The organism is Cysteiniphilum sp. GTC20157, from assembly GCF_055396795.1.
In genome coordinates, this window is the sequence record NZ_AP044699.1 from 62,873 (window position 1) to 85,441 (window position 22,569).

Consider the following 22,569-nt stretch of genomic DNA (forward strand, 5'->3'; position numbering starts at 1 on the left):
ATATAAGTTAAAAGCATTTAAAAAATTAGTAGAAAGTCAGAGCAAGCGTTGCTGGATCAGCACCTGCACATGCTGTAGCTAAGGTATCTGACGTTGCAACCGCCTGACCATTTGCCGTCACGCCCAGTGAATTGCCATGCAGATACTTTGCCCCTATCGTTGTACAATTATCTTTAGGTATATTGGTTACTGTGACCTGAAACTGCGTATTGTTATAAGGCGCAACCGTAATAACAGAGGTATTATCCTTACCATACCAACTGGTACCAATGACCTGAGCACCTGCTGCTCCATGCAGCATATCTGGCATGACAAAACCGGCATTAATGACAGTTTGCGTAGTCAGTCCGGTGTAATCACCACCAGAAGGTCGGTATAATTTTGTTACCCCCTCAGAAATCATTGATATCTGCTTAGTCATGTCTTCGTTTTTAACATTACCTGACAGGCTGTTATACAAAATAATAGCGCTAATAACGATAATAGCAGCAACAGTTAGAACCAGCGCTAACTCAATCAATGAAAAGCCCTGTTGGTTTCGATATTTTCTGTATTTGTTATATTTACTGTGTTTTGTTAAAAGTTTGTCTATTCTCATTTTAATCTCCTTTAATTAATCTCGTGTTAAAAATTATAAATATTATGCTGAAATGGTACCCAGTGCCTGAAGTGCGATAACAAAGAAAGCCAAATATGACCCCATAGCTAGAAAGAAAAGCCCTGAAATAAACTTAAATGAACGCTTAATCTGATTAATCTGTTCATCAAAATAATTAACAGCCAAATCATAAATCCCCTCGCCCAGTTTACCCGCATCTGAGTAAACCCCTATTAATGCCGAGATATTGCGATCAAAAAAACCAGTATTCATCAAAGTTTCACCAGGCTCTGCACCTTGATCAAGAAAAGCAAGCATAGCATTCACATATGAGGCAGTATAACTGTTGGCATTGTTTCTTATACTCAACAAAGAGAAATGCAAAGATGTCTGAACATTATGCTTATCTTTATTACTGTCCTTATTGTGACTGCTTAGCAGCAATGACAGGGATACCAGAAATTTAACCGTCGATATTTTTTTATAAATTGAAAATGGCGGGAAGTAGTCCAGTATTTGACGCACTTTGTTCTTCTGCTGAGGAATGATGACGACGATTGCCACCAACAGCACCATTAAAATGGCAGAAATAATAAAAACATGATCAACCATCCACTGATTAAAATGGCTGAATTTAAGTGTAATAGCAGGCATTTTATCTTTTGGAATTGATGCATTAAGGCTGGGCATAAGTTTCATTGCAGAAAAATACATCATTCCCACCATAGCGACTATAAACATGGCAGGCTTTGTCATGCTGATCAGGATTGCTTTAATTAGTGCTCCTTGTTTATCGGCATGCTTGACGACATTCTCCAGACCATTAGCTATTTCATAACTGTCGGACGATAGAATTGACATCTCAGACTTAGGAATATAAGGAGCAATGGCATCAAAAAAGTTCATCCCTAATTTGCTGTAACGAAAATTCACATCATCAAGTATCGATATCAAAAGCGCATCTTGGTTAAATAGCTTGCGCCCACATTTCTTAAAGTTATAACTCATTCTCTCTAACGCCATATTCATTGACATTCCTGAGCCTAAAAGCATCTTTAAAGATTTATAGAGCTTCATGCGTTTACTACTTGTAAATTGACTAGCAAGCCATTTCACCTGTAGCTTGGGATATAAATGTAGTTGGTTGCCAAATCTGTCCTGCGCTGGTTTGAATATACTGATGATATTAAATGCCATACTCATGCCATAGCCTTATTCAATATACTTTTAAGGTGCTCCTGTTCTACTAATTCGCCTTCTGTTCCTGCATCTAAAGCACCTACTTTATATTCAACAGAGTAAGGACATATCTGACCTTTAAATACCTTAATCAATGCATCTTCCTTAATAGTCATTCCACCAACACTTCGCCAGGCTCGATAGGCACTTATCAGATCTCCTTTTCTGATGTTTTGCAGAATGTTAGCATTCGGCTTAAGGAATTCAGCGATGACTGTTCTACCAACCACGCCTGAATGATCACAATGTTCACATCCACCGGTATTGCGAATACGAACTTTATGAATCACATGCTCTGGTAATGCGTAAGCTTTAATCACATCAAGCAATGTTTGCTGGATACTCATGTAATCCTTATTTTTATTTATAGCTTCATCGATAGTTAGAGCGCATGATGGGCAAAGCGTCTGCACTAATGTCTGATACACAATAAGCTGTAAGAAATTCAGTGAACATACCACGTCACGATCAATCCCTATACCACATAAACGCTCAATGGTTGAGATTGCATCCTGTGCATGCAGGGTTGAAAAGAATACATGACCCGACTGAATTGCTTTCTGGCTGAACTTTGCAGTACCTTCGTCACGAATTTCATTGCAGTAAATCATATCTGGATCCAGACGAACCATCTGCTTAAGAGCCAGATTAAATTTGTGTGTGATCTCAGCCTCACTGAATTGAACTGAGTCGTGCACAGCTAACTGATCTACACCATCGATAATATATTCAACCGGAGATTCGACGGAATAGAACTTTTTAGTGCCAGCCGTGACACGAACAAAGTTGGAAATCAAGGTCGTTAATGCCGTTGATTTTCCAGAACCTGTTGTACCTGAAAATAGAATACCACCATGTGGTAACTTAAGCACGTCATTGAAATACTTTATCTGTGTTTGACTATAACCCAGATCTTCAAATGATTTAATGGATGTTTTATCCGTTGAAAGTATACGCATCACCACAACATAAGACTTACTCAACGCCACATCTTTAATATTAGGAGATTCAATAGCGTGCGAAGCAAATCTTATTCGATATCTACGCTGGTTAACGACGCGCTCGAAAACAGTCTGCTGCATTCTTCCTGGGTCAAACATCTTCTCTTTCTGACCTTCAACACCCTTCGTGTTATACATTGCTCTCATCATTTTATTGGCAAACTGCGAGTCATAATTTGCATAGGCGCATCGTTTAATTTCATCATGAACTCTTAACGAAACTTCACATACCTGACCACGAACCCTAAAATGAATATCAGACGCATCCTGTTCTATTGCATGAGCCAACAGATTATCAAATTCAGTTGCTAATGCTTCTTTAGAGTGATTGAGGTCACTGCTTTTGATTTTTTGCAAGCAATCACTTAATACAACCGCTCTGGCAATAATCGTTTTAACTGCCTTTAAGTCATATTCCTTCAGAGCTTCTGTTTTATACTTCGCGAGTTTATCAGCAAGCTCTTTATTAGGCGTTAAATTAATTGACTGTATCACCGCTAAAGCACGCTGACCATCTGACAGTATATGCTGCACAAATAAAAACTGTGACTGCTCTTCTTTGCTGAAGCATCGAGTGTGTGATGGATCACAGTAAAGTAGCTTTTCTGCCTTTATATTTAATTCATCAAAACTATTACACACATTAAGGTTGCGCTGCGATGTAACTATCTGCTTAGCATCAAGTACAGATTTAGATGGTGATATATGCCTTGTTGTTTCAAGCTCCGGTATTAATTTACCTCGGCTTCTAGAGTTGATCCATGATTTTATCTGCATAATAATACCCACTTATTTATTAGTTTGATCTGTTATTTTTGAGTTAAGTACAGATACTTTTTCTGTTTCTTCACAGTGTTGTACAAAACAATTTGTGTTTGATGCACAGCGATGACTTTCCAGACACCATCGAGACTGTCGCCTTTCTTCACAGGAATAACATTACTGCCATACTCAATAACAGCTGTTAGATCATCACCCATGCCATAAACCTGCTTTAGCCCATAGTCGTACTGTGGCAGTAATGTCTGACTTTCAACTTCATGAACTGGTTTAGTGGCCTGTGGCAATGCTACAGGCGCTTGCGCCACAGGTGTTTTATTCTTGCTTAAATGTTTTAACTTTTGCTGTAGCGTCTGTGCTTTAACCTGTGCTTCAAGTAATTCATTGTGAGCGCTTTGCATATCTGTCTGCTCAGAAAGCTGCTGCATATTTTCAAGATAATTGTCAGCACCCAAAGAAGCACCCTGTAACGCAAAGAGCATTAAACCGATTAGACTAACTTTACCTGCTACTCTTACTGCACTTAGTTCTTTTAATTCTTGTAGCACTTTTGACTGTTTTATTTCACTTATCTGTCTATTCATACATATTTCCTTCAAATTGCCATTTTTTAATTTGCCCATGATCAAACACCATATTGAATGCCTTAATCGTTAAATAGGCATTGTTTGTTGTTGCTTTAATTAATTGCTTAAATGCTGTAATTCCTTCACCTGAAACACTCATCATCTGTATGTGATTACCCGTGTTATCTGATAGCGTTTTATCTAACGTATAGGTCAGATGGTTATCCTGCAATTTACTGATTAAAGAGGATAAAGCGTTAAACCTGCCTTTTTTGTCTTTGAAATCTGCCAGTGTTATATTGTAAACATGTTGTTGTGATCTTGATGACAAATAGTCAAATCTAATCGTTAATGCTGCTGAGTTGGTGTTTTTGGCTACTTCCATCTGTGTGGCATTGATATCCTGTTTCAAAAGAATTAAATCATTCATATTTGCATAGTGCATACGTTGATACGTCACCACCAGATCACTGGTTTTTTCGGCATTAAATTGTATGCCTGAGATTTGCCAACCATGGTTATAATAAGACATATGATTAACTGCACTTAAAAAGTTACTTAACACATAAAAAGCATTTTTTGACTGAATGTTTTTTATAAACAAATCGTGCTGACGTTTTAAATTTTCTGCCTGAATCTTCTGCCTTTCTAACTGCTGCTGCTGTAAAGCTCTTTCTCTAGCTGCTTGGTCTAAATGCGATTTATAGTATGAATAGCCATACCAAATTGCAGAAATCACAATAATGACCGCAATAACTACATATTTAATCTTTGGCTTTTTGATAATGGTAACGCTATATTTACGCCACGATGGGTCTGTATGTGATAAAAGTCCTGATAGATTCAATGTCTGTATTTCAACAGCATCTATTAATCCACTTAACGCAATCAGTGATTCATCTTCTATATCCAGACATACCGTATAAGGTTTTGCATTTCCTTTAATTCGGTAGCCTACATATGGCAAAGCAGAAATAAGTGCATCATGCGATAATAGTTCATCACCTGAAGTATTAATATCCATCTGACTTTCCTGCGTAATGCTACCATCCCTTAGTAATGCATCCGTTGCTTCCTGATGAGAGAGTAAAGTACCACTACTGACCACAGCACCTCTTTCTATCATACAAAGCCAGTAAAGCGGTTTGCCATTGTTATCTGTCAGACCTAACTTATCAGTGATAAAAAGCAGGTTTTCAAACTGGTCTGCCAATATCGCTGCAACAGATATCTTGGCAATATTAGCCTTATCATGTGTGATAGCAGTTCGTTTTGAACTGGCTTGATAAAAGCCAGTTTGACCGAGATTATCTCGATAAAATTCTTTTTTACTGGCAGTAGCTACCCAGGTAAGGTCAAATGCATATTTATCTAACATCAAATCCCCCTATTTACCTATAATGTATGGGGTAACAATGACGACCGTCACTGTATGATCATGATTCGCTGCATTATTCCCACCAGCCAGTATCGTGCCAGGAATTACTGAGTTTTGACCCGTTGTATCCTCACTGTTTTGAAACCCCGTCAATACAATTGTTTGACCCGATGTTAGCACTACTTTAGGAATCATGAATGATTTATTTCTAATATCAGGCAACTGCATATAACTGCCCTGATCATCAATCTTTACATTCTCCATGTTAAGCAGTGTGGCAATACTTACCGTCAGATTGATCATGACTGAGTTATTGCCGATCAGTTTAGGCGTAACTGCAACGTTGTAGCCAACGTTAACAGTTCCTGGTGTTGCGCTTTTTTGAATATTATCGCTACTTGACCCACTGCCACCTAGTGTATTAACCGTGACCTGTTTGATATAGCTGATTGATCTTTGATTTTGTATAGGAACAACTGAGTTGTTTGCCGTATAAACAGTTGTTGAAGTCACCTTTGAGGTCTTGCCAAGTTTGTTTAGCGCGTTAACAATTAACTGTGAACCAGCAAAGGGTCCATGTGATATCCCACCTGATATCTTTGCTGTCTGTATTGTACTATTCAACGCATCACTTGTAGCTACCGGAATTGGTGTGGTGTCCCAATCCAAAGATCCAGAAGTAACTTTATACATCAGGTTCCAGTTAAAGCCATAATTCTGCGCATTAGTTTGCTGCACATCGTATATATCAACTCTAACAGCAATACTTTTGCTAACCGTTTTATTGATTGTTTCAATATAGTTTGAAACCAGCTTCATCTGAGGTGGCGTGGTCACAACCGTGATATATCCTGTTTCCGGTGATGATTCAACATGACCATCCTTACCAATAAAAGATTTAATCGTATCAATCACTTTATTCCAAGCTTTATCATCCGTTGAGTCATATGCAGTTTTAGTATTCTGAACTCCTTGAACTTCAGGTGAGTTACTGTCAATACTGGTTTTTCTACTTAGTACACCTGGCAAATCATCAAGCAAAAAGAATTTGGTATCATAATAATAAAAGTCTACAGAGTTTGATTTTTCATTATATCTCCACCACAACCCATAATTTTTAGCTAACAAAGATAAGAGTGTCTTAACATCCCCCGTGTAATATAATGATGTTTTAGAGTCTAGCAAGCTGCTATCTTTACTTTGCGAGTTATTATTACTGGTATCCTGCATCACAATAACAGGTTGCACAGAGGTGCTGCTATCTGCATTGACCGTTTTTTTCTGATCAGATGCAGAAGCATTCTCTAAAAACCCATAAGCATCTGAGGTAATACCCATTGGAATATTTGTCTGTGAACCAATTAACTTAAGAATATTCTGAATTGTCATTGGTTGCGAAGTATTAAAGGTTATCTTCTCATTAAAAATATCTGGTAACTTAGTGGTGTTATCCATTCGCTTAAATGCTTTACTTGCCACATAAATATTGTTGTTATAACTGATCAGATCTGGCTTGTAAGTATTCATCTTATCTGCAATCTGATTGGCCTTATCAATATTATGCTTGGCGATATCATCTGTTTCCTGCATTTGCGCACAACCCAAGAGGCCTGATGACACTAATGCCATCACACATAAATTGCACCAGAGCTTTTTATTGAACATATGGTTCTCCATGTTTAGTGTTTTCATTTGCTAAATTGCTGAGTTAGCTATCTCATAGAGACCATATTGCCTGAGTTTTAAGGTCAACCTACCCCCCTAAAGTGGGGTGAAAGTGAAAATAATTTGATTTTTTTGATTACTGATAAATAAAATTGGTAATAGATAGATTAAGGCGACAAAAGAATACATAAAGTGGATGTAAAAGGGTTCTTAGCTTATAAATTAGCTTCCCCCAGCATAATGCCAAAATAAAACCCTAGCTGAAGCAGTGTTTTAACACCAAACTTAGTTTTTGTGATTGCGACAATCTCTTTAGCATAATCAAGAGAAATGTTCATTGCAGTAGAAGTTTCAGAAACGGTCATGCCTTCAATTTGATATAACATTAATTCAAGCTCTCTCGGCTTGATTTTATTTTCACCGACTTTTAGCGTGAAACTAGTGTCTTTTTTTTTACTGTTTTTATATTGATCTAACAAAGTGATATTTGACTTTAATGCCTCATGCAACCCCTTATGATCTGACACACCTGCAATTTTCATCAATGACCTTAAGTACTCAGGATGAAGTTTGATCATGGCATCAAATGAGAATTCAGAGCAAGTTTGCTTTTTAACTGGTGCGCTCATACTTATTTCTCCTCTCTTTTATTTCAGATACTATACAACTACTTACAATATCAAGTATTACTAGTGGCAATACTCAACGATGATCCTTCAGATAATTTAGTAATCTTGCTTCCAGTCTGAGCAATCTGTTGCCAGTTTCCCGTATTATCATATTTAAATATCTGTCCTGTATTACCTGATGTGGCCAGATAAATAATTTCGTTATCCATCCCTCTTTCAATATAAAAGTCATTGGTATCCTGTGTATTTACAACTGGGTTAAGTGAGCTATCCCACATGCCGGGGTTATTGATATATCGATATGTATTATCATTAGTAGCAAAGGACATCAATAAGTCTCCACTGTTTCTATCAAATCCAAACCCAAGGACATTGTATGATGCAGGACCTGTTGGCAAATTGACCGCTGACCAATTTCCAGCTGAAGTAGCCTTATAAAACTTAGTTGTGGCACCCTGTTTACCAGCAACAAAAACGCTATCATTTGTTTGTACTGCCATATCATTAATTTCTGTCAAACTTGGAGGTGAGTCAAAAACAGACCATGAATTATTTTGATACTTGAATATTGACCCACTTCCTGCCCCCGCCGCAAATAAACTGTTATCTGATGTGAAAGCAATTGCCATCACTGAGGTGATGCCTATATTACCTAAATCACGCCACGTAGCACCGTCTTCATTTAACTGATAAACATGTCCATTATCTCCACCGATATATACAACGCCATAATGATCTACATTTAAAGCAGTTACATTTGTTACTGCCGCTGGTTTACTGATAGTACTCCAGTTAGTATCTGATGCTTTTTTATAATGTATAGTGCCATCGATACCCAGAGAATAAAGAACTCCTGTATCAGTAAGGTTATAGCTTAGCGATTGAGCTACATTGTTAATGATTATACCGTTACTCTGTGTTTTAAACCCTTCTGTATAGCCAACCGTATTTTTGGCATTTACATAGCCATAGCAACTTTGACCAGGTTGCAATACAGTTAATTGATCACATGAATCTGGACAAGTCGTCGGTGTACACCATGAAGTATTGCTAGTGCCATCATAAACAGTAAAGTTAGAAGAGTCATCTGGTAGTCCAAAGTCAATATGACCAGTTGCATACTGATCGTTATTAGTAACAGTCATCTTAATAGATGCACCAGACATTTGCGTAAAGCTTACCGTAACTTTACCATATTCTTGTGGACCTGGTGATGCTCCACCCTTACCTCCACCGCCACCACAGGCTGATAATATTGCTGATGATGCAATGATAGACGCTGCTAATGTTAATTTCCTTGTATTCATTTTTCTCTCCGGGTTTATTAATATTAATTAAGTAGATGAAACTGATTCAGACTGAAGTTTTGCCTGAGTTATGTATTTAGATTTTAAGTCGTAGAATTCCTTTGCACGTTGTTTTGCAAGCTCTTTTTTAAAATCGACAATTTCTACTTGTTCATTATGAGTTCTATTATTATCAGTCTGTACTGGTTGCATGGCAAATCCCTCTGATTTTATCTGGTTATAAATAACATGTCTGTTTAAACATGTTATTTATAATATTTTGTTTTTCTTTCATTGTCAACTGGGATCGTCTATATTAATCAATACGTTAATTTTAAAGATCTGAATCAGATGCTCAGTAGAAAAAAAACTGACTGGAGTGAAATTAAGTCAGAGGTTAAGGAATTAAATTATCCCTTATTTGAAATAGTTGATGCACTTAACCCAAATTTGACAATTGATAAAATTACCTATCCATATGGTTTTACTATATCTGATAACAAGTATTTTTATTCCCCAAATGAAAATTCTGGATTTGACGCTATTGACGCTAAATTAATCCCGTTATTCCTTAGTAGAGATAAGAAGTTGGAAATTTTTATTGAGTCAGATAACAGATTGATTCCTGACACCATATATCACAAAGGTGATTTTTTTCCTATTATATCAGGTGTTGGCAATAATGAAGTGATTACACGCCCACAGTCACCATACACTTGGGTGGCTGGGTTGCGTAACATTATTATTACACCGGCACAATTGAATAAAAATTACAATAGATATAGAGAGGAGAGAAATATTGATATCAACCTTAATATTGATAATCCAGAGTCTCACTTTCAACTTATAAAAAATTTTTCTGATCATTACATGAGAGATTGGAAAGCAAGTTTTTATACATTTGGTCAAGAATGGCTTGATAAAATCAATAATGATAAAAACTGGAGTGATTTTAAATTATTTCTAATTGATAGAGAAAGAAATGTTGATAGCTACAGAGCAAATATAGTTTTTTTAGAGTATGCCATGAATGAAATTATACTTAACAATAAGATTAATATTATGCAGCATACATTTGAGCTAATGAAACAGATAATAGCAATTGCTCTTGGTTTCATGCCATCTTATAGACCATCTTTAGACGATACTGGATTACCAACTCATGAATTCATAACTGATTATTTAAATACATACAGGTCAAGTACTATACCTTTCATCTACGAACCTGCCTACATTAATGACAGTGGTAATATTTTATATTTATCAGTGTCCGCAGCAAATTATTTCCTTAATGAAAGGAAGAACATCAGACTAACATATTATCTTGATGAGCTTCACAAATACTTTTATTTTATTCTAGAGGGACTTTCTAAACATAGGTTAACTCAAGGCTCTGCTTATGGTTGCTTGCATAATAAATTAGAGCTTAAATATTATTGTACGCAAGGAAGTAAAGACTACCTCCTTGGGTCTAGTGATTTATATAATAATGACGCTAGATTTTCATCTTTGCGAGATAAATATAAAAATAAAGTAGCTGATAATTTCGTACAGAGAACGATATTCAATCAAGCGGTAATTTCAATAAAAATGAATAGTTAACTTAATCTTGGAGGCAATATTAAAGTTGTCAGGCTAGAAATCATATCTTTAGATAAATCATCCAAAATAACTGACTGTATAATTGAATTTACTCCCTCATATAAAGTAGCTTCATAAATAATGCATGTTTGATTTGGAGTATAAAATTTTCGGAGATAACTCTTGAGGGAGTCGAATTCTCGGTTTATAGTTTTATGGACGTGACCTTTTTCATTTATGAAACCAGCCTGCAATATAGTCAAATAAGATTTTGTACTTATATTAATCTCCCTATTTAAAAGATCTTGCCCCATATATATTTGCATGCCATATTCAGCCGGATCAATATTTAAATCACTAAACATACAATCAATAGATGAAATAGCAGGACATGATATAATATTGATGTCTTTTTTACTTGCTAACTCAATAATTTTTTGTGCTGGGTTAACACAAAATAAGGGATGTCCATAAAATATTGTACAAATGTTCTCATATTCATCTATTATCTCGATTACAAAATCAACAATCTTCTGATAGCACTCTTGTCTATTTTCAGTTGAATAGTAAATCTTGCTTAGATCATATGATTTATTTGAATTTTCTTCTACATACTCTTCCATTATTGGCTCATTAAGTAAATATAAAACCACATCAGCTCTCTTTATATAAAGCTGAGATTCATAACTCAAGTGCGCTATTGATTTTATGCCAGAACCAAGAATGCAGAGATTCTTCATATATGTCTATTTTACTCCATCACAATAAGCTTCTTTTATCTGGCTTTCATCACGTACTATCTTAGAATCATGATGTTTTATATGTTTTTGATAGCTCCCTATCAACTTTACATATTCTTCTTTAGTCATTTTAACCCCTTTTATATTAACTAAAATATCTAATTTATAATGTTATTTTAGATTAAATATCTAAAAGTGCAAATCTTATTGCTTAAATAGATGAGTTGAACTCATTTTTCTCATCAAACATGCGTTAGTCAATAACTAGTGTGTTGATGTAATTAGTTTAACATCTATTTTATGCTTATCATGCTTACTATATGGTGATCCTTTTAAATAGTTCATGGCCACCTCTGCTGCCATATTACCTAATTTTAATGGTTGCTGTTCAATCGTTGCATTTATAAGTTTTTCCTTTACTGCTTTTATTGCCTCCGGAATTCCATCATAACCCACAATTACTATATCGCGTTTTAATATTTTAGCAGCATTAGCTGCACCCAAAGCCATTAAATCATTTTGAGCGAAAATAGCATTGATTTCATTATTAGCTGCCAATATTTTATAGGTTATATGTTCAGCCATATCTTTATCATAATTAGCAGGGTACGATGCAATGATTCTAGCTTTTGAATTTTTTATTACATCATTAAATTTTTCTGACCTCAGCTTTGTTGAAGATGCTCCAACATTACCAGTTAACTCTAGTATCCTAGCATCATTGCCTAATTTCAGAAGAATATAATTAGCTGCTAGCATAGCGCCTTGAGTATTATTTGATTCAATATGCGAATATACTTTTATTCCATGAACTTGCCTATCTACAGTGATTATTTTAACCCCCTTACTTTCTGCATATTTTATTGCATTATTAGATAAATATGAGTCAACAGGATTAAATATAATAACCTTAAACCCTCGGTCTGTTAAATTTTTTAAATCTCTTGATGAAAGAGAAATATTATCATCAGAGTTCAGGACTGTAGCACTAAACCCATTTTTATTAAGTTTATTGTATACACCTAAGGCTATATAGCCAAAAAAATCATTATTTAAATTAGACATTATAATGCCTACTTTAGTATCGTCCCCACGTCTAGAATACACTATTGAGTAAATCATAAATATAGCTATAAATAATAGTGAAAACAATAGTATTAATTGAGCTTTACTTATAAAACGAAGGTACATATTTAAATCTTAGCCTTAATGATATGTGACACGATTAATAAAATCATAGTAAATAAAAATAAAATTATAAAAGCAACTATAAGTGCTTGTTTCATATAGTACAGTTGAATCAATTTATCTCCAGTAAAAATGAGTTTACTTGTAATGGTTCCTACAATTGTAGGAGTAATACTTTTCATCATAAATCCAATAATTCCTAAGAAAATTTCTTGATTATTATTTGGGATAAGTCTTTCAACAAGCGTATAGCCTAAAGGTTGCATAATAACTTCACTGATGGTTATCGCGGAAATAAACGCAAATATGGTAGTCATATTTACCTCTAAAGAACTAGATAAACTTATTGATATCATTGTTATACCATAGCCTATAGCAATAAATATGAAACCAAATTTAAATGATAAATCATAACTTATCTTACTTCCTGAATAACACCAAATAGCGATTAGGCTTATTAAAATTAAAATGGTTGTATTAACTATTCCTACCCACTCAGATCCGCCGTAAAAAATGAGACCAAATAAATTATTATTGCTATAGGTTACTATCATTTCATTGGCTAAGAAATACATCATATAATATGCAATCCAAAATATAGAAATATATAAAAGGTAATATATAAATAAATATTTTTTTACTCTCTTTACTTTTTTCTTACCCAAAGATCCTTTAAATATAAAAGCCAATAGGTATATTATAATTCCAATAGTAATTAGCAAAATTAAAATATCACATACCCAGCCATAATTAATGCTAAAACTAACATAGGCAATTAAAATCAGAGCAACTAAAATTACACAAAAAGCGGATTGCCGGATCAAAAAGAAGTCATTTAAACTCTTTCTAAGAATTAGAAATTTATGACCATATATATAAACAGCTATAGTAAGAAAAGAAAAGACCAAACCACTTAAAAATAAAGCACCAAAGTCAATCACTAAAATACCAATAAAGGCACCTAGCATTAAGCCAAAATTGAAAAACAAGATATCTATTGTATAAATAATTTTATCAAGTCTTTGATCTGCATTTACACTCTTCAGGTAGTAGTTGATAAATACTATTAATGATGATATTGAAAAGCCATAACCAACTATATAAAACGACAACCCAATTTTAATCAAATTAATATTATTAAATGCTAATATATAGGTTCCTATTATTTGCAGTATCAATGAGTACGTCATCAACTGCTTAAAGTTAATTACTCTTGTCCCAATGACAGCTGCAATAGCTCCTATTATTCCAGAAATCGCCATTGCATGATATATGATAGATATTATTGAATCAGTTGCTAATGGTTGATTATCAAATAAATGCCTATACATTGAATAAAAAAACATGCCATAAGTTGCTGATAACAAGCCTCCTAACAAAAATAAAATCATTAATGGCTGCTTTGGGATTTTTTTAATATTTATCATTTAAATAGTTTTCCTCTTTTAATAAGGATTAAAATAATTGCGGCAGCTATTGATAACAAGCTCAATATTAAAAATACTAACGAATAATTTGAGTTATTGACTAATGGACTATTATCTTTGATATTAAAATTAACAGCTCCTGAAAAATAACTGGAAATAACACTTGCTGTACTGCCACACAACAGCATCCATGTACCCATCATCAAACCTTGTAGCCTTATTGGCGCAAGTTCTGCAATCATAGCATATCCTATAGGTGCTACCATCAATTCACCAATAGACTGGAAAAAGAAAAACAAACTAATCCATAACACCGAGCTTTGTCCTTGGGCATTAGCAAATAAAATGCCAACAGGCAAGAATGCTAAACCAACCCCAATACTTAATAACCCTATGGAAAATTGTACTGATACAGTAAGTTTCGTTTTTTCCCTAATCTTTGCAAATACTGGTGGCAGCAAGAATCCACCAACAGTAATCACAATAACGTTAATGTTGCTTAACCACTGAGGTGTTATTTTGTAACCAAAGAGCTGCATATTAACATTGTGAGCTGCAAACAGAGTAATTGCCATTGGAGCAAGATAATACATTGACCAAAAGATCATTGCGAAAATCGCTAATACCACATATTGCCGTATATTTGACTTATCTTTTAGCCGCGGCTGTTGATTAGCCAACCAAAGATAAAACACAATAAAGCAAGCAGATACAATTAGCACAACCTTTTTCAATGAAAACGGATTTATCAGGGATAAATAAATCACTGGGATCAATATTACAAAAACTAGGCACATCAAAATAAAACGCTTATTGATGATCGACTTTCCATGCGTCTTAATTGCATAGATGAGTGAAGTTTCTTGGTCTGCTATTGATTTCCAACCTAACAAAACAATTATTATCGCAATAATATTAAAAATTGATGCAATTATAAAAAGCTTATTGTATGCGTGACTTAACTGAAAGTAGCCAGCAGCCGTGTAACCAAAGAAAAAACCAATATTACTTCCTGCATAATTCCACAAAAAAGCTTTTTCACGTTTTGGATGATCATGTTGGCATCTTTGAGTGATCATCATATTTAAACAAGGTGTATTTATACCAACGCCTATTAAAAATAACGTTAATCCTAAATACATTGCTGTAGTACCTGATGCAACAAGCACAAAACAAGCAACCGTCTGAAAAATCATTCCTAAAACAAAGAGTACACGATAGCTACTAAGTAAACCGCCTAGATAGCTGCCAATCATGTGCAATCCATAATTATACACAAGAAAAACAGCAACAATTGCATAAGCATTACTTGAACTGTAATGAAAAGCCTCTGTCATATATAGCGCTAAGCTTGAATATAATACTGCAAAACTTACTGTAGAAAAAATCTGAGTAAGAAAAATAATCAGTAAGCTGTTTTTTAGTATTCTCAATATAAAACTCCTATCAAAATTTATTATCCATAGATAACTTTTTTTATTTTATCTATTTAATTAAGGTAAATAAATAGCCATCAAGAAACAAAGCCATATGGCTTAGAGTATTGTCTATTACCTGCATTGCATAACATTTTTTTAACGATACTAAGGCAATGCTTAAACCCCTTACCTCGGAAATGATACTCAGGGTTTGAAATTTGATATTCAATCCATGAATAGACCTCACTAATGCTACCAATCACTGCTTTGCCTGTAGTGTCTAAACATTTTAAAGTTTGAATGATCGCAATATGTTGTCGAGCTGTTAGTGTTTTCTTGCGTTTATCTTCTGCTTCAAAAATAGCTTTTTTATATTTCAATCTTTTATCGCCAGTCGGAAGAATAGTATTATCACCTTTTTTCCTTAGTTCAATTTTGATTGCGTCACTTATCATCTCTATTTGATTATGGTATATCCCCGCTTCTTGTAGCTCAACAAGAGTATCAAATAGAGAAATGAAGTCTAGAGAGTTTTTTTCTGCAAGGTTTATTACCGCTTGCTCTGCTTCTTCTGTCATTTTTTCTAAATCATAAGTGAAAACTAAATTAACAGATTTAACAATTTGAGAAATTTGATTATCTAAGCATTTAGATTGTTGGTATTTATTATAATTGTTATTTTCTTCTTTTATTGTTTTTTCTTTTATATAGGATTCCGCCAAATTTGCGGAGTCTGATCCCGCCATTTTGGCGGGGTCTAATTGTAGGGCTGTTAAATCGTCTTGTTCATCACTACTAATACAATCTGTGGTAATAGCTGTTTCGATACCGTGCTCTTCTTTTTCTATGGTTGAAAATGTATTATGCGAATGGTTTTGATTTGGGTATATATCTATATCAGCTACATCATTCTCACCTCTATTAGCTTTATTTAAAGTTATTGATTCGTTATCTGATTGACTAGATGTAACGGTTGTTAGTACATCTTGAATAGTAGAATTATATTCTTTTTTAGAATTTACATTATTCTTTTTATCGACATTAAGAAGCTGATCAATATGACTCATGATGCTTTTAAATTTATCAGTGATATAAATTTTTGTTCTTACTGCTCCATCGTAACATTTAATTTTCACTCGATCTATCCAGTCATTTTTATCAAGATCTGCTAAAGCTCTTTCGCATGAGCGTTCTTTAAATCCAGTCTCTTCAGAGATGTAATTAATATTAGGCAAAAGAAAGAATGGTTTTCCTTGTTCATCATAATATTTAGTTCCTTGGACTCTAAAAAACAACAAATCTGCTATTTCAGCATAATTGTGATTACCTATCTCTTGGCGTAAAATCTTACGACCAGCATGAAAAATTGTAGACATAAAACACTCCTTATATAGTTCATTGACAAATAAAGAGAATTCCATTATATTTAGAAGTGCGAACTGTCTAATTTAAAAAACGGACTCCCTTTAAAAGTCTTTTTTTGATTAGGCCTCTTTCGGGGGATAAGTCCCCCGGGGGACAAATCAAGATTTATCAATGTTATTTTCAATAAAGCTCTTTAAAGCCTCATATAGATCTTCCTTACGTAATCGTTGTTTTTCAAATAGAGATGTTATATCTCTTGGGAAATGTATACTTGGACAGTGATTATTGTCTTTTCTTATTGTGAATAAGTGCCTACCATCTGAACTGTATACTTTATTGTTAAAGTCATCGTCTTGCTTTTTTGAATTATATTTTTTAATGTGATTTTGGATTTTGCTATGCCCGTATTCGCCAGATTCAATTTTGGTCGCAATTGAAATTATGGCATCTATATTTTCACCATTCTTAGTTGAAGTATATATTGATTCTGCTGTAGTAGCTGATATCTTAGACATGTCAGATATTTTATTGGTGATTGACTCTGGAATCCTTGAAAAACACATTAGCTTAGATATTTTTTGCTTAGATATTCCTGTTTTGTCAACTATATCTTTCTGCTTCAGTATATTGTTAGATATGAATTTATTGATTTGAAGATAGAGTGAGTAGTCAGAATTGTCTTCTCTATTTCTATTTTCTGATAGTAACTGTAAAGCAGACGTGGCTAGATCTATGTCTTTAACAACAACTTTGAGCTTTAGATTTTTTAATATTGCGGCTCGGTATCGACGTTCACCAAAAATTAGCTCATATGTTTTTCCATCTTTAGGGTTGTATCTGACCGTACATGGTTGTAACTGCCCAACTGATAACATATTATTTGCTAAGTTATCTAATTTATCAAAATCTAACTTGTCTCTATCAACCTTGTATTGTGATATATAGACATCACCAGTGTCTATTTCTATTATTGACTCTTCATCGCCAGTTTTTCCAGAAGGGTCATCAAAAATTTTTCTGTTTTTATATTCAGAATCATCTGATGTTGAAACAGAAATAGGAACCTTATTAGATTTTGGTTGATTAAAAAAATTATTTATTAAATCTTTTTTACTCATTACTATCTCCCGTCTGCTTAACCAGTTTATTCCATATTGAAGTTATTATTCCATAGTAGTCATCAGCTAGGTTGGAAGTAGGCGCATATTCAAAAATAGATTGATGAGCTGCTCTTGCTTCTTGTGCTACTATGGATCTTCTTGTTGGCATAGGAATTATTGAGTTTTTATATAAACTCAGGTATTGAGCATAAATATTCTGACTTACGGTGTTATTTTCAAGCATTGATGGAATCATTAAGTAATGGTCCCATTGCAGATGCATTGTGCTTTGAAAGTCTGCTACTTCACCAAGATTAGTTTGAAGTGCTTCATAGCATTCTATTTCACATGCAGCTGGCATAATTACGTTATTAGCAGCTACTAATGCATTTTCTGTTAGGTCATTCCACCCTGGTGTACAATCAAATAAGATAATATCGTAATTGCTTAGTTTTTTAATAAGTTTTTCTTTAAATATATATTCTCTTCTATTTTCGACTCTCATCTTTTTTGCCATAAAATTTAAGTCTGGAGTTTCTGGAATAATGTCTAAAGTTGGTAAGTCTGTGTTTAATATTACTTTATCTATAGGCGCCATTTCAAAGAGAAAGTGATGAAGTCCTAAATGGCTAGATTTACCAATATCATCAAAATTTTCTACTGGTTCAGGAGGTAGGATATAGCGTGTCAGTGATCTTTGGAAGTCGAGACCAATTACAAGAGTTTTTATTCCGTTAAAAGCAAGTGTTCTTCCTAAGTTAGCAGTCAGGGTTGTTTTTGACACACCGCCTTTAGGTGTATATACACTTATTATTAATTGTTCATCTGGTTTACGCAAGAATCCAAATTTTTCTCCAATTTTTGGGAGTTGATTAGTTTTCCACTGCCTTATTGATATGCTTCCTCTTTTCCCAGAGAAAGATTGTGGTATTTCCCCTTTTTTCTCGGCATATATAATAGGAGTTTTCGTAGATGTGTTTAATCTAAATAATTTTACTAGATCACTAGTTGTCCAATTCTTGTCCATGTAGGCAAACCCTTTTAAACCTTTATATGCAATTAAAATGCTAAAACCGATTAAAGTCAATAACATTAGATAATATTTTTTGATAATTATTCACTTTCATAAACCATAGTTTCAGAGTGTGACGTTCTTTCATTATTCCCAACTGATTAATGTAAACAGGCTGTGATCGCTCAATAAACCATGGTTTAATGTTGGATCGAATACAGTTAAATTAAATTCACATAAGTTAGCGTGTTGATTACTATGTATTAAAATTGGCTGCAATGGAGCATCGTTATACTTTGTGTTTTTCTTAATGTGTATGGGTAAAATAACAGCCTTTGAACACTTCGTTTGTTCACAAAAGTGGGAGTCTTCATGAATGGTTACTGATGTTTTAAATATGTGACAGGCTATCATTTTGGGTTTGTATGGATTAAAAGCTGCTAATATATCCGCGTGATATTTATCAAAGTTCTTGTTCCTATAATCACAAAAATCTTTAATGTTGGTTCCACGATATGCTGGATCATTTTCAATAAAATTAATAATGTCTTTGTCCTCATAATCAATATACATTACATTATCTGGTTCATGTATTCCATGTGGCGTAACTGTTTTATTAAATATCTCAATAAGTTCACTTTGATGTTTTTGTAGAGACATGACTAACCCTTAATAAAAAATAAAATTGTTTATCGGTTTCTGAAAAATCCAGAAGGTGAATGTGGCAATAGCTATTGCTGTTCCATAAGGTATGTATTTATTTTTTTGATCATTTAGCAGCAGAAAGTAAATTAGGACGCTGTAAAGCGATGATAACAGCAAAATGACAGGGAGCGATGCAAAGCCAAACCATGCTCCTATTGCTGCAAACAATTTAAAATCGCCATTTCCCATTGTTTTCTTTTTGATGATCAGACCAAAAGATACTGCTATAGCGAAGAAAAGCAAATATCCCAGAAGGGCACCAGTAACAGAATTACCAAAGGATGTTAATCCATCAAAAAAATTAAGTGTTAAACCAATTAGGATTAAAGGTATCGTAATAGTATCCGGCAGTAACAGATGTTTGAAATCAATGAATGCCAGAGCAATTAATGAGAGCCATAAAAGACATAACGCGATAGTGACTATAGTAATTCCGTATACGGCTAGCGTATAAACGCAAATAATGGTGCTTATAATCTCAATTGACGGATATCTTATAGAAACATTTATTTTGCAATTTCTACATCGTCCTTTAAGCATTACATAGCTAAGGACTGGGATATTATCTAAAGGTCTTAGATTATAATGGCAGTGTGTGCATTGAGAGGGCTTAAGTAGATTAATCTTTTGTGAGGTCGCGTCTGCATAACCAGAGATAATAAGCGGTAATCTGTAGATCACTACATTCAAAAAACTGCCAAAAGCCAATGCGATAATTGATGCAAATCCAATTGTTATGCAGTTTAAAGGTATTAGTGAAGCGTTAATAAAAGACATTCAAAACCTCACCCGATGTAATTTTTAATTATGGCCACTCTGGAATGGCCAAGTTCATTCGATATGATTAATCGTGCATCTCTATCAATCTTTTTTTGTGAAGCTGATAACTCCTTCCTTTTTGGACCACCAGCAATAGGGCAATCCCATCCGTTCCCCTTAGATGCTATATTAACGATTTCTTTATAGCGATTCTGAGCATAAGCGTGACGTAAGCCATGTAAGTTATATAAGTTGTTCTCTCGTGTAACACGGTCATAAATTTTACGCTGTTGAATATAGCTTTTATTCTTTGGAATCATCGAACCATTACCGGCAAGTTGTCTAGCTTTTTGGATGACTTCTAACTGTCTCTCATTGCTGATTGGAATAGTGCGCTCTATGCCGCCTTTTGTCCAACTTCCTTGAAGTTTTAGGTAGTACTGCCCAGATTCATTTTGCTGTAATGCTTCTTTTGGTTTTATTTTTAGGCACTCTTCGCGTCGTAAGCCAAATTCTTTTTGCAGTTGAATTGAACAGTATAGATTCTTGTCTTTAATTTTATCGATGTTGATAGCATGAATGGCTTTATTTTCAGTTGGAATGTAAGAGCGCTTTGCTATGCCATACTGGCTATTTGATTTGTCAATGACGTGATTTCGATTATAATGCTCACAAACCTTACGTAGATCAGACATTCTATTTTTAATGGTACCAGTAGATACACCCTCTTCTTTCCAATGTGCAACTAACTCATTTACATGATTAGCTTTTAAATTGCGTATATGACGGATGTTATAGCCAATCTGATGTAAATCACCAAAACACGTTTTTAATCGCTCAGTCATGCTCTGTCTTGTGGCAAATGACATATTTGCTTTATTCTTAGCTGAAAACTGGTGAATAGAATAATTTACCTCTTTAAGCGCTCGCTTACTCATGATAAAAATTCCATTAATTTACGTATCTCAGTGAAACCCATATCAGACATCACCATTTTATAGGCCTTATCTTTATCAACTTTTTTTCGCTCAAGCTCTGCCAGTTTATTGCGCGCATAAAAATGGCGCATGTCTACACGCTCCTTAATTCCGCATTGGTATAATTCGGCTTTGTAGAGGTAGATGAGTAGGTTCTCAGGTATAATATCTATAATCGTAGGATGCGTATGTGTTAAGCTACGGCGATTTTTGATTGCTATTTTTTGCGATTGCGACATGATAGATACGTAGCGACTTTTTCTATTGTGTGAAATTTTCCTTGATATAAACAGGTCATCTTTTTGTATTGCTGAGCCTAAGTCAATTCTTATCGATTCAAGATGACTGAGACCAAACTGAAACTGAAAATCAAGTATTGATTTTACAAGAGGGTTAAATACCTGATCAGAAATAGAAGCATCAATATATGCACGCACCTTGTTCTTAGGACGTTGTAGATTCATGGCTTTTAATGTTGGAAAATCTGGCTCGGTTCCAGTTGAAAGGATAAACCACTTTAAAATTGAAATTTTATTGCGGATAGTAGAGATGGAGTTATTATTTTTTCTCCAGTGATCCACTAATTTTTGCAGATGCTCTGCATTAATTAGCTTTAAACTTTGTTGTGCAATAGACAGATACATCAGGTCATCTACGATGCGCACAAGCACATTCTTTCTTTGAACCCTATAAGTAGGTGTTCCCTGTGTTACTTTATCAGTTACTGCAAATACTTCTTTAAGAAGCTTTAACTTTAAATATTTCATCCATACGTCTCTGGCGTTATATCTCTCGCGCGTTTAGTGTTATGACCGCTAAATTATGTTTTTCAACATAAAGTCCCTTTAGTTAAGGGAAGAGCGGTATTTTGTGACATAATCTTCACAAAGCGTATTTCTCTGTTGGCCACTACGCCAACTTGTCATCTTTTTCATCTTTTTCATTTTGTCTTTCCTTTTTTATTGAACAATCTTTTTTTTCAAAAACCGATACTGCCATAGATTCAAAATCAACCTACCCCACTTTAGGGGGGTAAAAGTGAAAATAATTGAAATTTTTATTCATAGCGTTATCTGTTCTATTTTTAATCTGTTTTGAAATTTTGTTTTCTGGAAACTGTTTTATTTTGCCTGTAGGCATTTTTTCGTCTTTTAA

General features: G+C 34.2%; 22 protein-coding genes. 1 reads left to right on the top strand and 21 read right to left on the bottom strand.

The window, feature by feature from the left end; translation table 11 throughout:
* Positions 1-25 precede the first annotated feature (25 nt).
* From ACZ5V8_RS11670 to ACZ5V8_RS11710, 9 genes are all read right to left on the bottom strand, one after another.
* On the bottom strand, positions 26-598 hold the full coding sequence (locus ACZ5V8_RS11670; RefSeq protein WP_464218873.1) for a type 4 pilus major pilin: 573 nt from the start codon (positions 596-598) through the stop codon (positions 26-28).
* Between the two features lie 42 nt (positions 599-640).
* Positions 641-1,801 (bottom strand): type II secretion system F family protein, encoded by a 1,161-nt coding sequence (locus tag ACZ5V8_RS11675; RefSeq protein WP_464218874.1) that lies wholly within the window; start codon positions 1,799-1,801, stop codon positions 641-643.
* Positions 1,798-3,615 carry a GspE/PulE family protein gene (locus tag ACZ5V8_RS11680; RefSeq protein WP_464218875.1) on the bottom strand — a complete coding sequence of 606 codons (1,818 nt, stop codon included), beginning with the start codon at positions 3,613-3,615 and terminating at the stop codon, positions 1,798-1,800. Before ACZ5V8_RS11680 ends, ACZ5V8_RS11675 begins: the two co-directional genes overlap by 4 nt.
* A gap of 32 nt (positions 3,616-3,647) precedes the next feature.
* Positions 3,648-4,202: a type IV pilus biogenesis protein PilP gene (gene pilP, locus ACZ5V8_RS11685; RefSeq protein ID WP_464218876.1), complete on the bottom strand. Its 555-nt coding sequence runs from the start codon at positions 4,200-4,202 to the stop codon at positions 3,648-3,650.
* Positions 4,195-5,562 (bottom strand): hypothetical protein, encoded by a 1,368-nt coding sequence (locus ACZ5V8_RS11690; RefSeq protein ID WP_464218877.1) that lies wholly within the window; start codon positions 5,560-5,562, stop codon positions 4,195-4,197. The genes pilP and ACZ5V8_RS11690 overlap by 8 nt, the downstream gene beginning before the upstream one ends.
* 9 nt (positions 5,563-5,571) lie before the next feature.
* A complete protein-coding gene (locus ACZ5V8_RS11695) occupies positions 5,572-7,227 on the bottom strand; it encodes a hypothetical protein (protein WP_464218878.1) in 1,656 nt (551 codons plus the stop codon).
* A 215-nt stretch (positions 7,228-7,442) separates the two neighbouring features.
* The gene (locus ACZ5V8_RS11700; RefSeq protein WP_464218879.1) at positions 7,443-7,856 is read right to left on the bottom strand and encodes a helix-turn-helix transcriptional regulator; all 414 of its coding nucleotides are present in this window, start codon (positions 7,854-7,856) and stop codon (positions 7,443-7,445) included.
* Between the two features lie 50 nt (positions 7,857-7,906).
* Positions 7,907-9,163, bottom strand: a complete 1,257-nt coding sequence (locus tag ACZ5V8_RS11705; protein WP_464218880.1) for a WD40/YVTN/BNR-like repeat-containing protein — start codon at positions 9,161-9,163, stop codon at positions 7,907-7,909.
* A 27-nt stretch (positions 9,164-9,190) separates the two neighbouring features.
* Positions 9,191-9,355, bottom strand: coding sequence for a hypothetical protein (locus ACZ5V8_RS11710; RefSeq protein WP_464218881.1), 165 nt, complete (start codon positions 9,353-9,355; stop codon positions 9,191-9,193).
* A gap of 138 nt (positions 9,356-9,493) precedes the next feature.
* On the opposite strand from ACZ5V8_RS11710, the gene ACZ5V8_RS11715 reads away from it, so the two are divergent.
* Complete coding sequence (locus ACZ5V8_RS11715) at positions 9,494-10,744, top strand: hypothetical protein (RefSeq protein ID WP_464218882.1); 1,251 nt, start codon at positions 9,494-9,496, stop codon at positions 10,742-10,744.
* On the opposite strand, the gene ACZ5V8_RS11720 is transcribed toward ACZ5V8_RS11715, so the two are convergent.
* From ACZ5V8_RS11720 to ACZ5V8_RS11775, 12 genes are all read right to left on the bottom strand, one after another.
* Positions 10,741-11,463 (bottom strand): SAM-dependent methyltransferase, encoded by a 723-nt coding sequence (locus ACZ5V8_RS11720; protein WP_464218883.1) that lies wholly within the window; start codon positions 11,461-11,463, stop codon positions 10,741-10,743. The two genes, ACZ5V8_RS11715 and ACZ5V8_RS11720, sit on opposite strands and share 4 nt — an antisense overlap.
* Before the next feature lie 6 nt (positions 11,464-11,469).
* Positions 11,470-11,592 (bottom strand): hypothetical protein, encoded by a 123-nt coding sequence (locus ACZ5V8_RS11725; protein WP_464218884.1) that lies wholly within the window; start codon positions 11,590-11,592, stop codon positions 11,470-11,472.
* A gap of 135 nt (positions 11,593-11,727) precedes the next feature.
* Positions 11,728-12,654, bottom strand: a complete 927-nt coding sequence (locus tag ACZ5V8_RS11730) for a substrate-binding domain-containing protein (RefSeq protein ID WP_464218739.1) — start codon at positions 12,652-12,654, stop codon at positions 11,728-11,730.
* 2 nt (positions 12,655-12,656) lie between these two features.
* Positions 12,657-14,078, bottom strand: coding sequence for a hypothetical protein (locus tag ACZ5V8_RS11735; RefSeq protein WP_464218740.1), 1,422 nt, complete (start codon positions 14,076-14,078; stop codon positions 12,657-12,659).
* The gene (locus ACZ5V8_RS11740) at positions 14,075-15,511 is read right to left on the bottom strand and encodes a peptide MFS transporter (RefSeq protein WP_464218742.1); all 1,437 of its coding nucleotides are present in this window, start codon (positions 15,509-15,511) and stop codon (positions 14,075-14,077) included. The genes ACZ5V8_RS11735 and ACZ5V8_RS11740 overlap by 4 nt, the downstream gene beginning before the upstream one ends.
* Before the next feature lie 80 nt (positions 15,512-15,591).
* Positions 15,592-16,872, bottom strand: coding sequence for a hypothetical protein (locus ACZ5V8_RS11745; RefSeq protein WP_464218743.1), 1,281 nt, complete (start codon positions 16,870-16,872; stop codon positions 15,592-15,594).
* 147 nt (positions 16,873-17,019) lie between these two features.
* Positions 17,020-17,979, bottom strand: a complete 960-nt coding sequence (locus tag ACZ5V8_RS11750) for a ParB/RepB/Spo0J family partition protein (RefSeq protein WP_464218744.1) — start codon at positions 17,977-17,979, stop codon at positions 17,020-17,022.
* Entirely contained in the window at positions 17,972-19,054 is a 1,083-nt protein-coding gene (locus tag ACZ5V8_RS11755) for a ParA family protein (protein WP_464218745.1), read from the bottom strand. The genes ACZ5V8_RS11750 and ACZ5V8_RS11755 overlap by 8 nt, the downstream gene beginning before the upstream one ends.
* A gap of 66 nt (positions 19,055-19,120) precedes the next feature.
* Positions 19,121-19,633 carry a hypothetical protein gene (locus ACZ5V8_RS11760; protein WP_464218746.1) on the bottom strand — a complete coding sequence of 171 codons (513 nt, stop codon included), beginning with the start codon at positions 19,631-19,633 and terminating at the stop codon, positions 19,121-19,123.
* Positions 19,634-19,642: 9 nt separating this feature from the next.
* Positions 19,643-20,455, bottom strand: coding sequence for a prepilin peptidase (locus ACZ5V8_RS11765; RefSeq protein WP_464218747.1), 813 nt, complete (start codon positions 20,453-20,455; stop codon positions 19,643-19,645).
* Positions 20,456-20,463: 8 nt separating this feature from the next.
* Positions 20,464-21,375 (bottom strand): phage integrase N-terminal domain-containing protein, encoded by a 912-nt coding sequence (locus ACZ5V8_RS11770; protein ID WP_464218748.1) that lies wholly within the window; start codon positions 21,373-21,375, stop codon positions 20,464-20,466.
* Positions 21,372-22,181: a phage integrase N-terminal domain-containing protein gene (locus tag ACZ5V8_RS11775; RefSeq protein WP_464218749.1), complete on the bottom strand. Its 810-nt coding sequence runs from the start codon at positions 22,179-22,181 to the stop codon at positions 21,372-21,374. Before ACZ5V8_RS11775 ends, ACZ5V8_RS11770 begins: the two co-directional genes overlap by 4 nt.
* Positions 22,182-22,569: the final 388 nt, after the last annotated feature.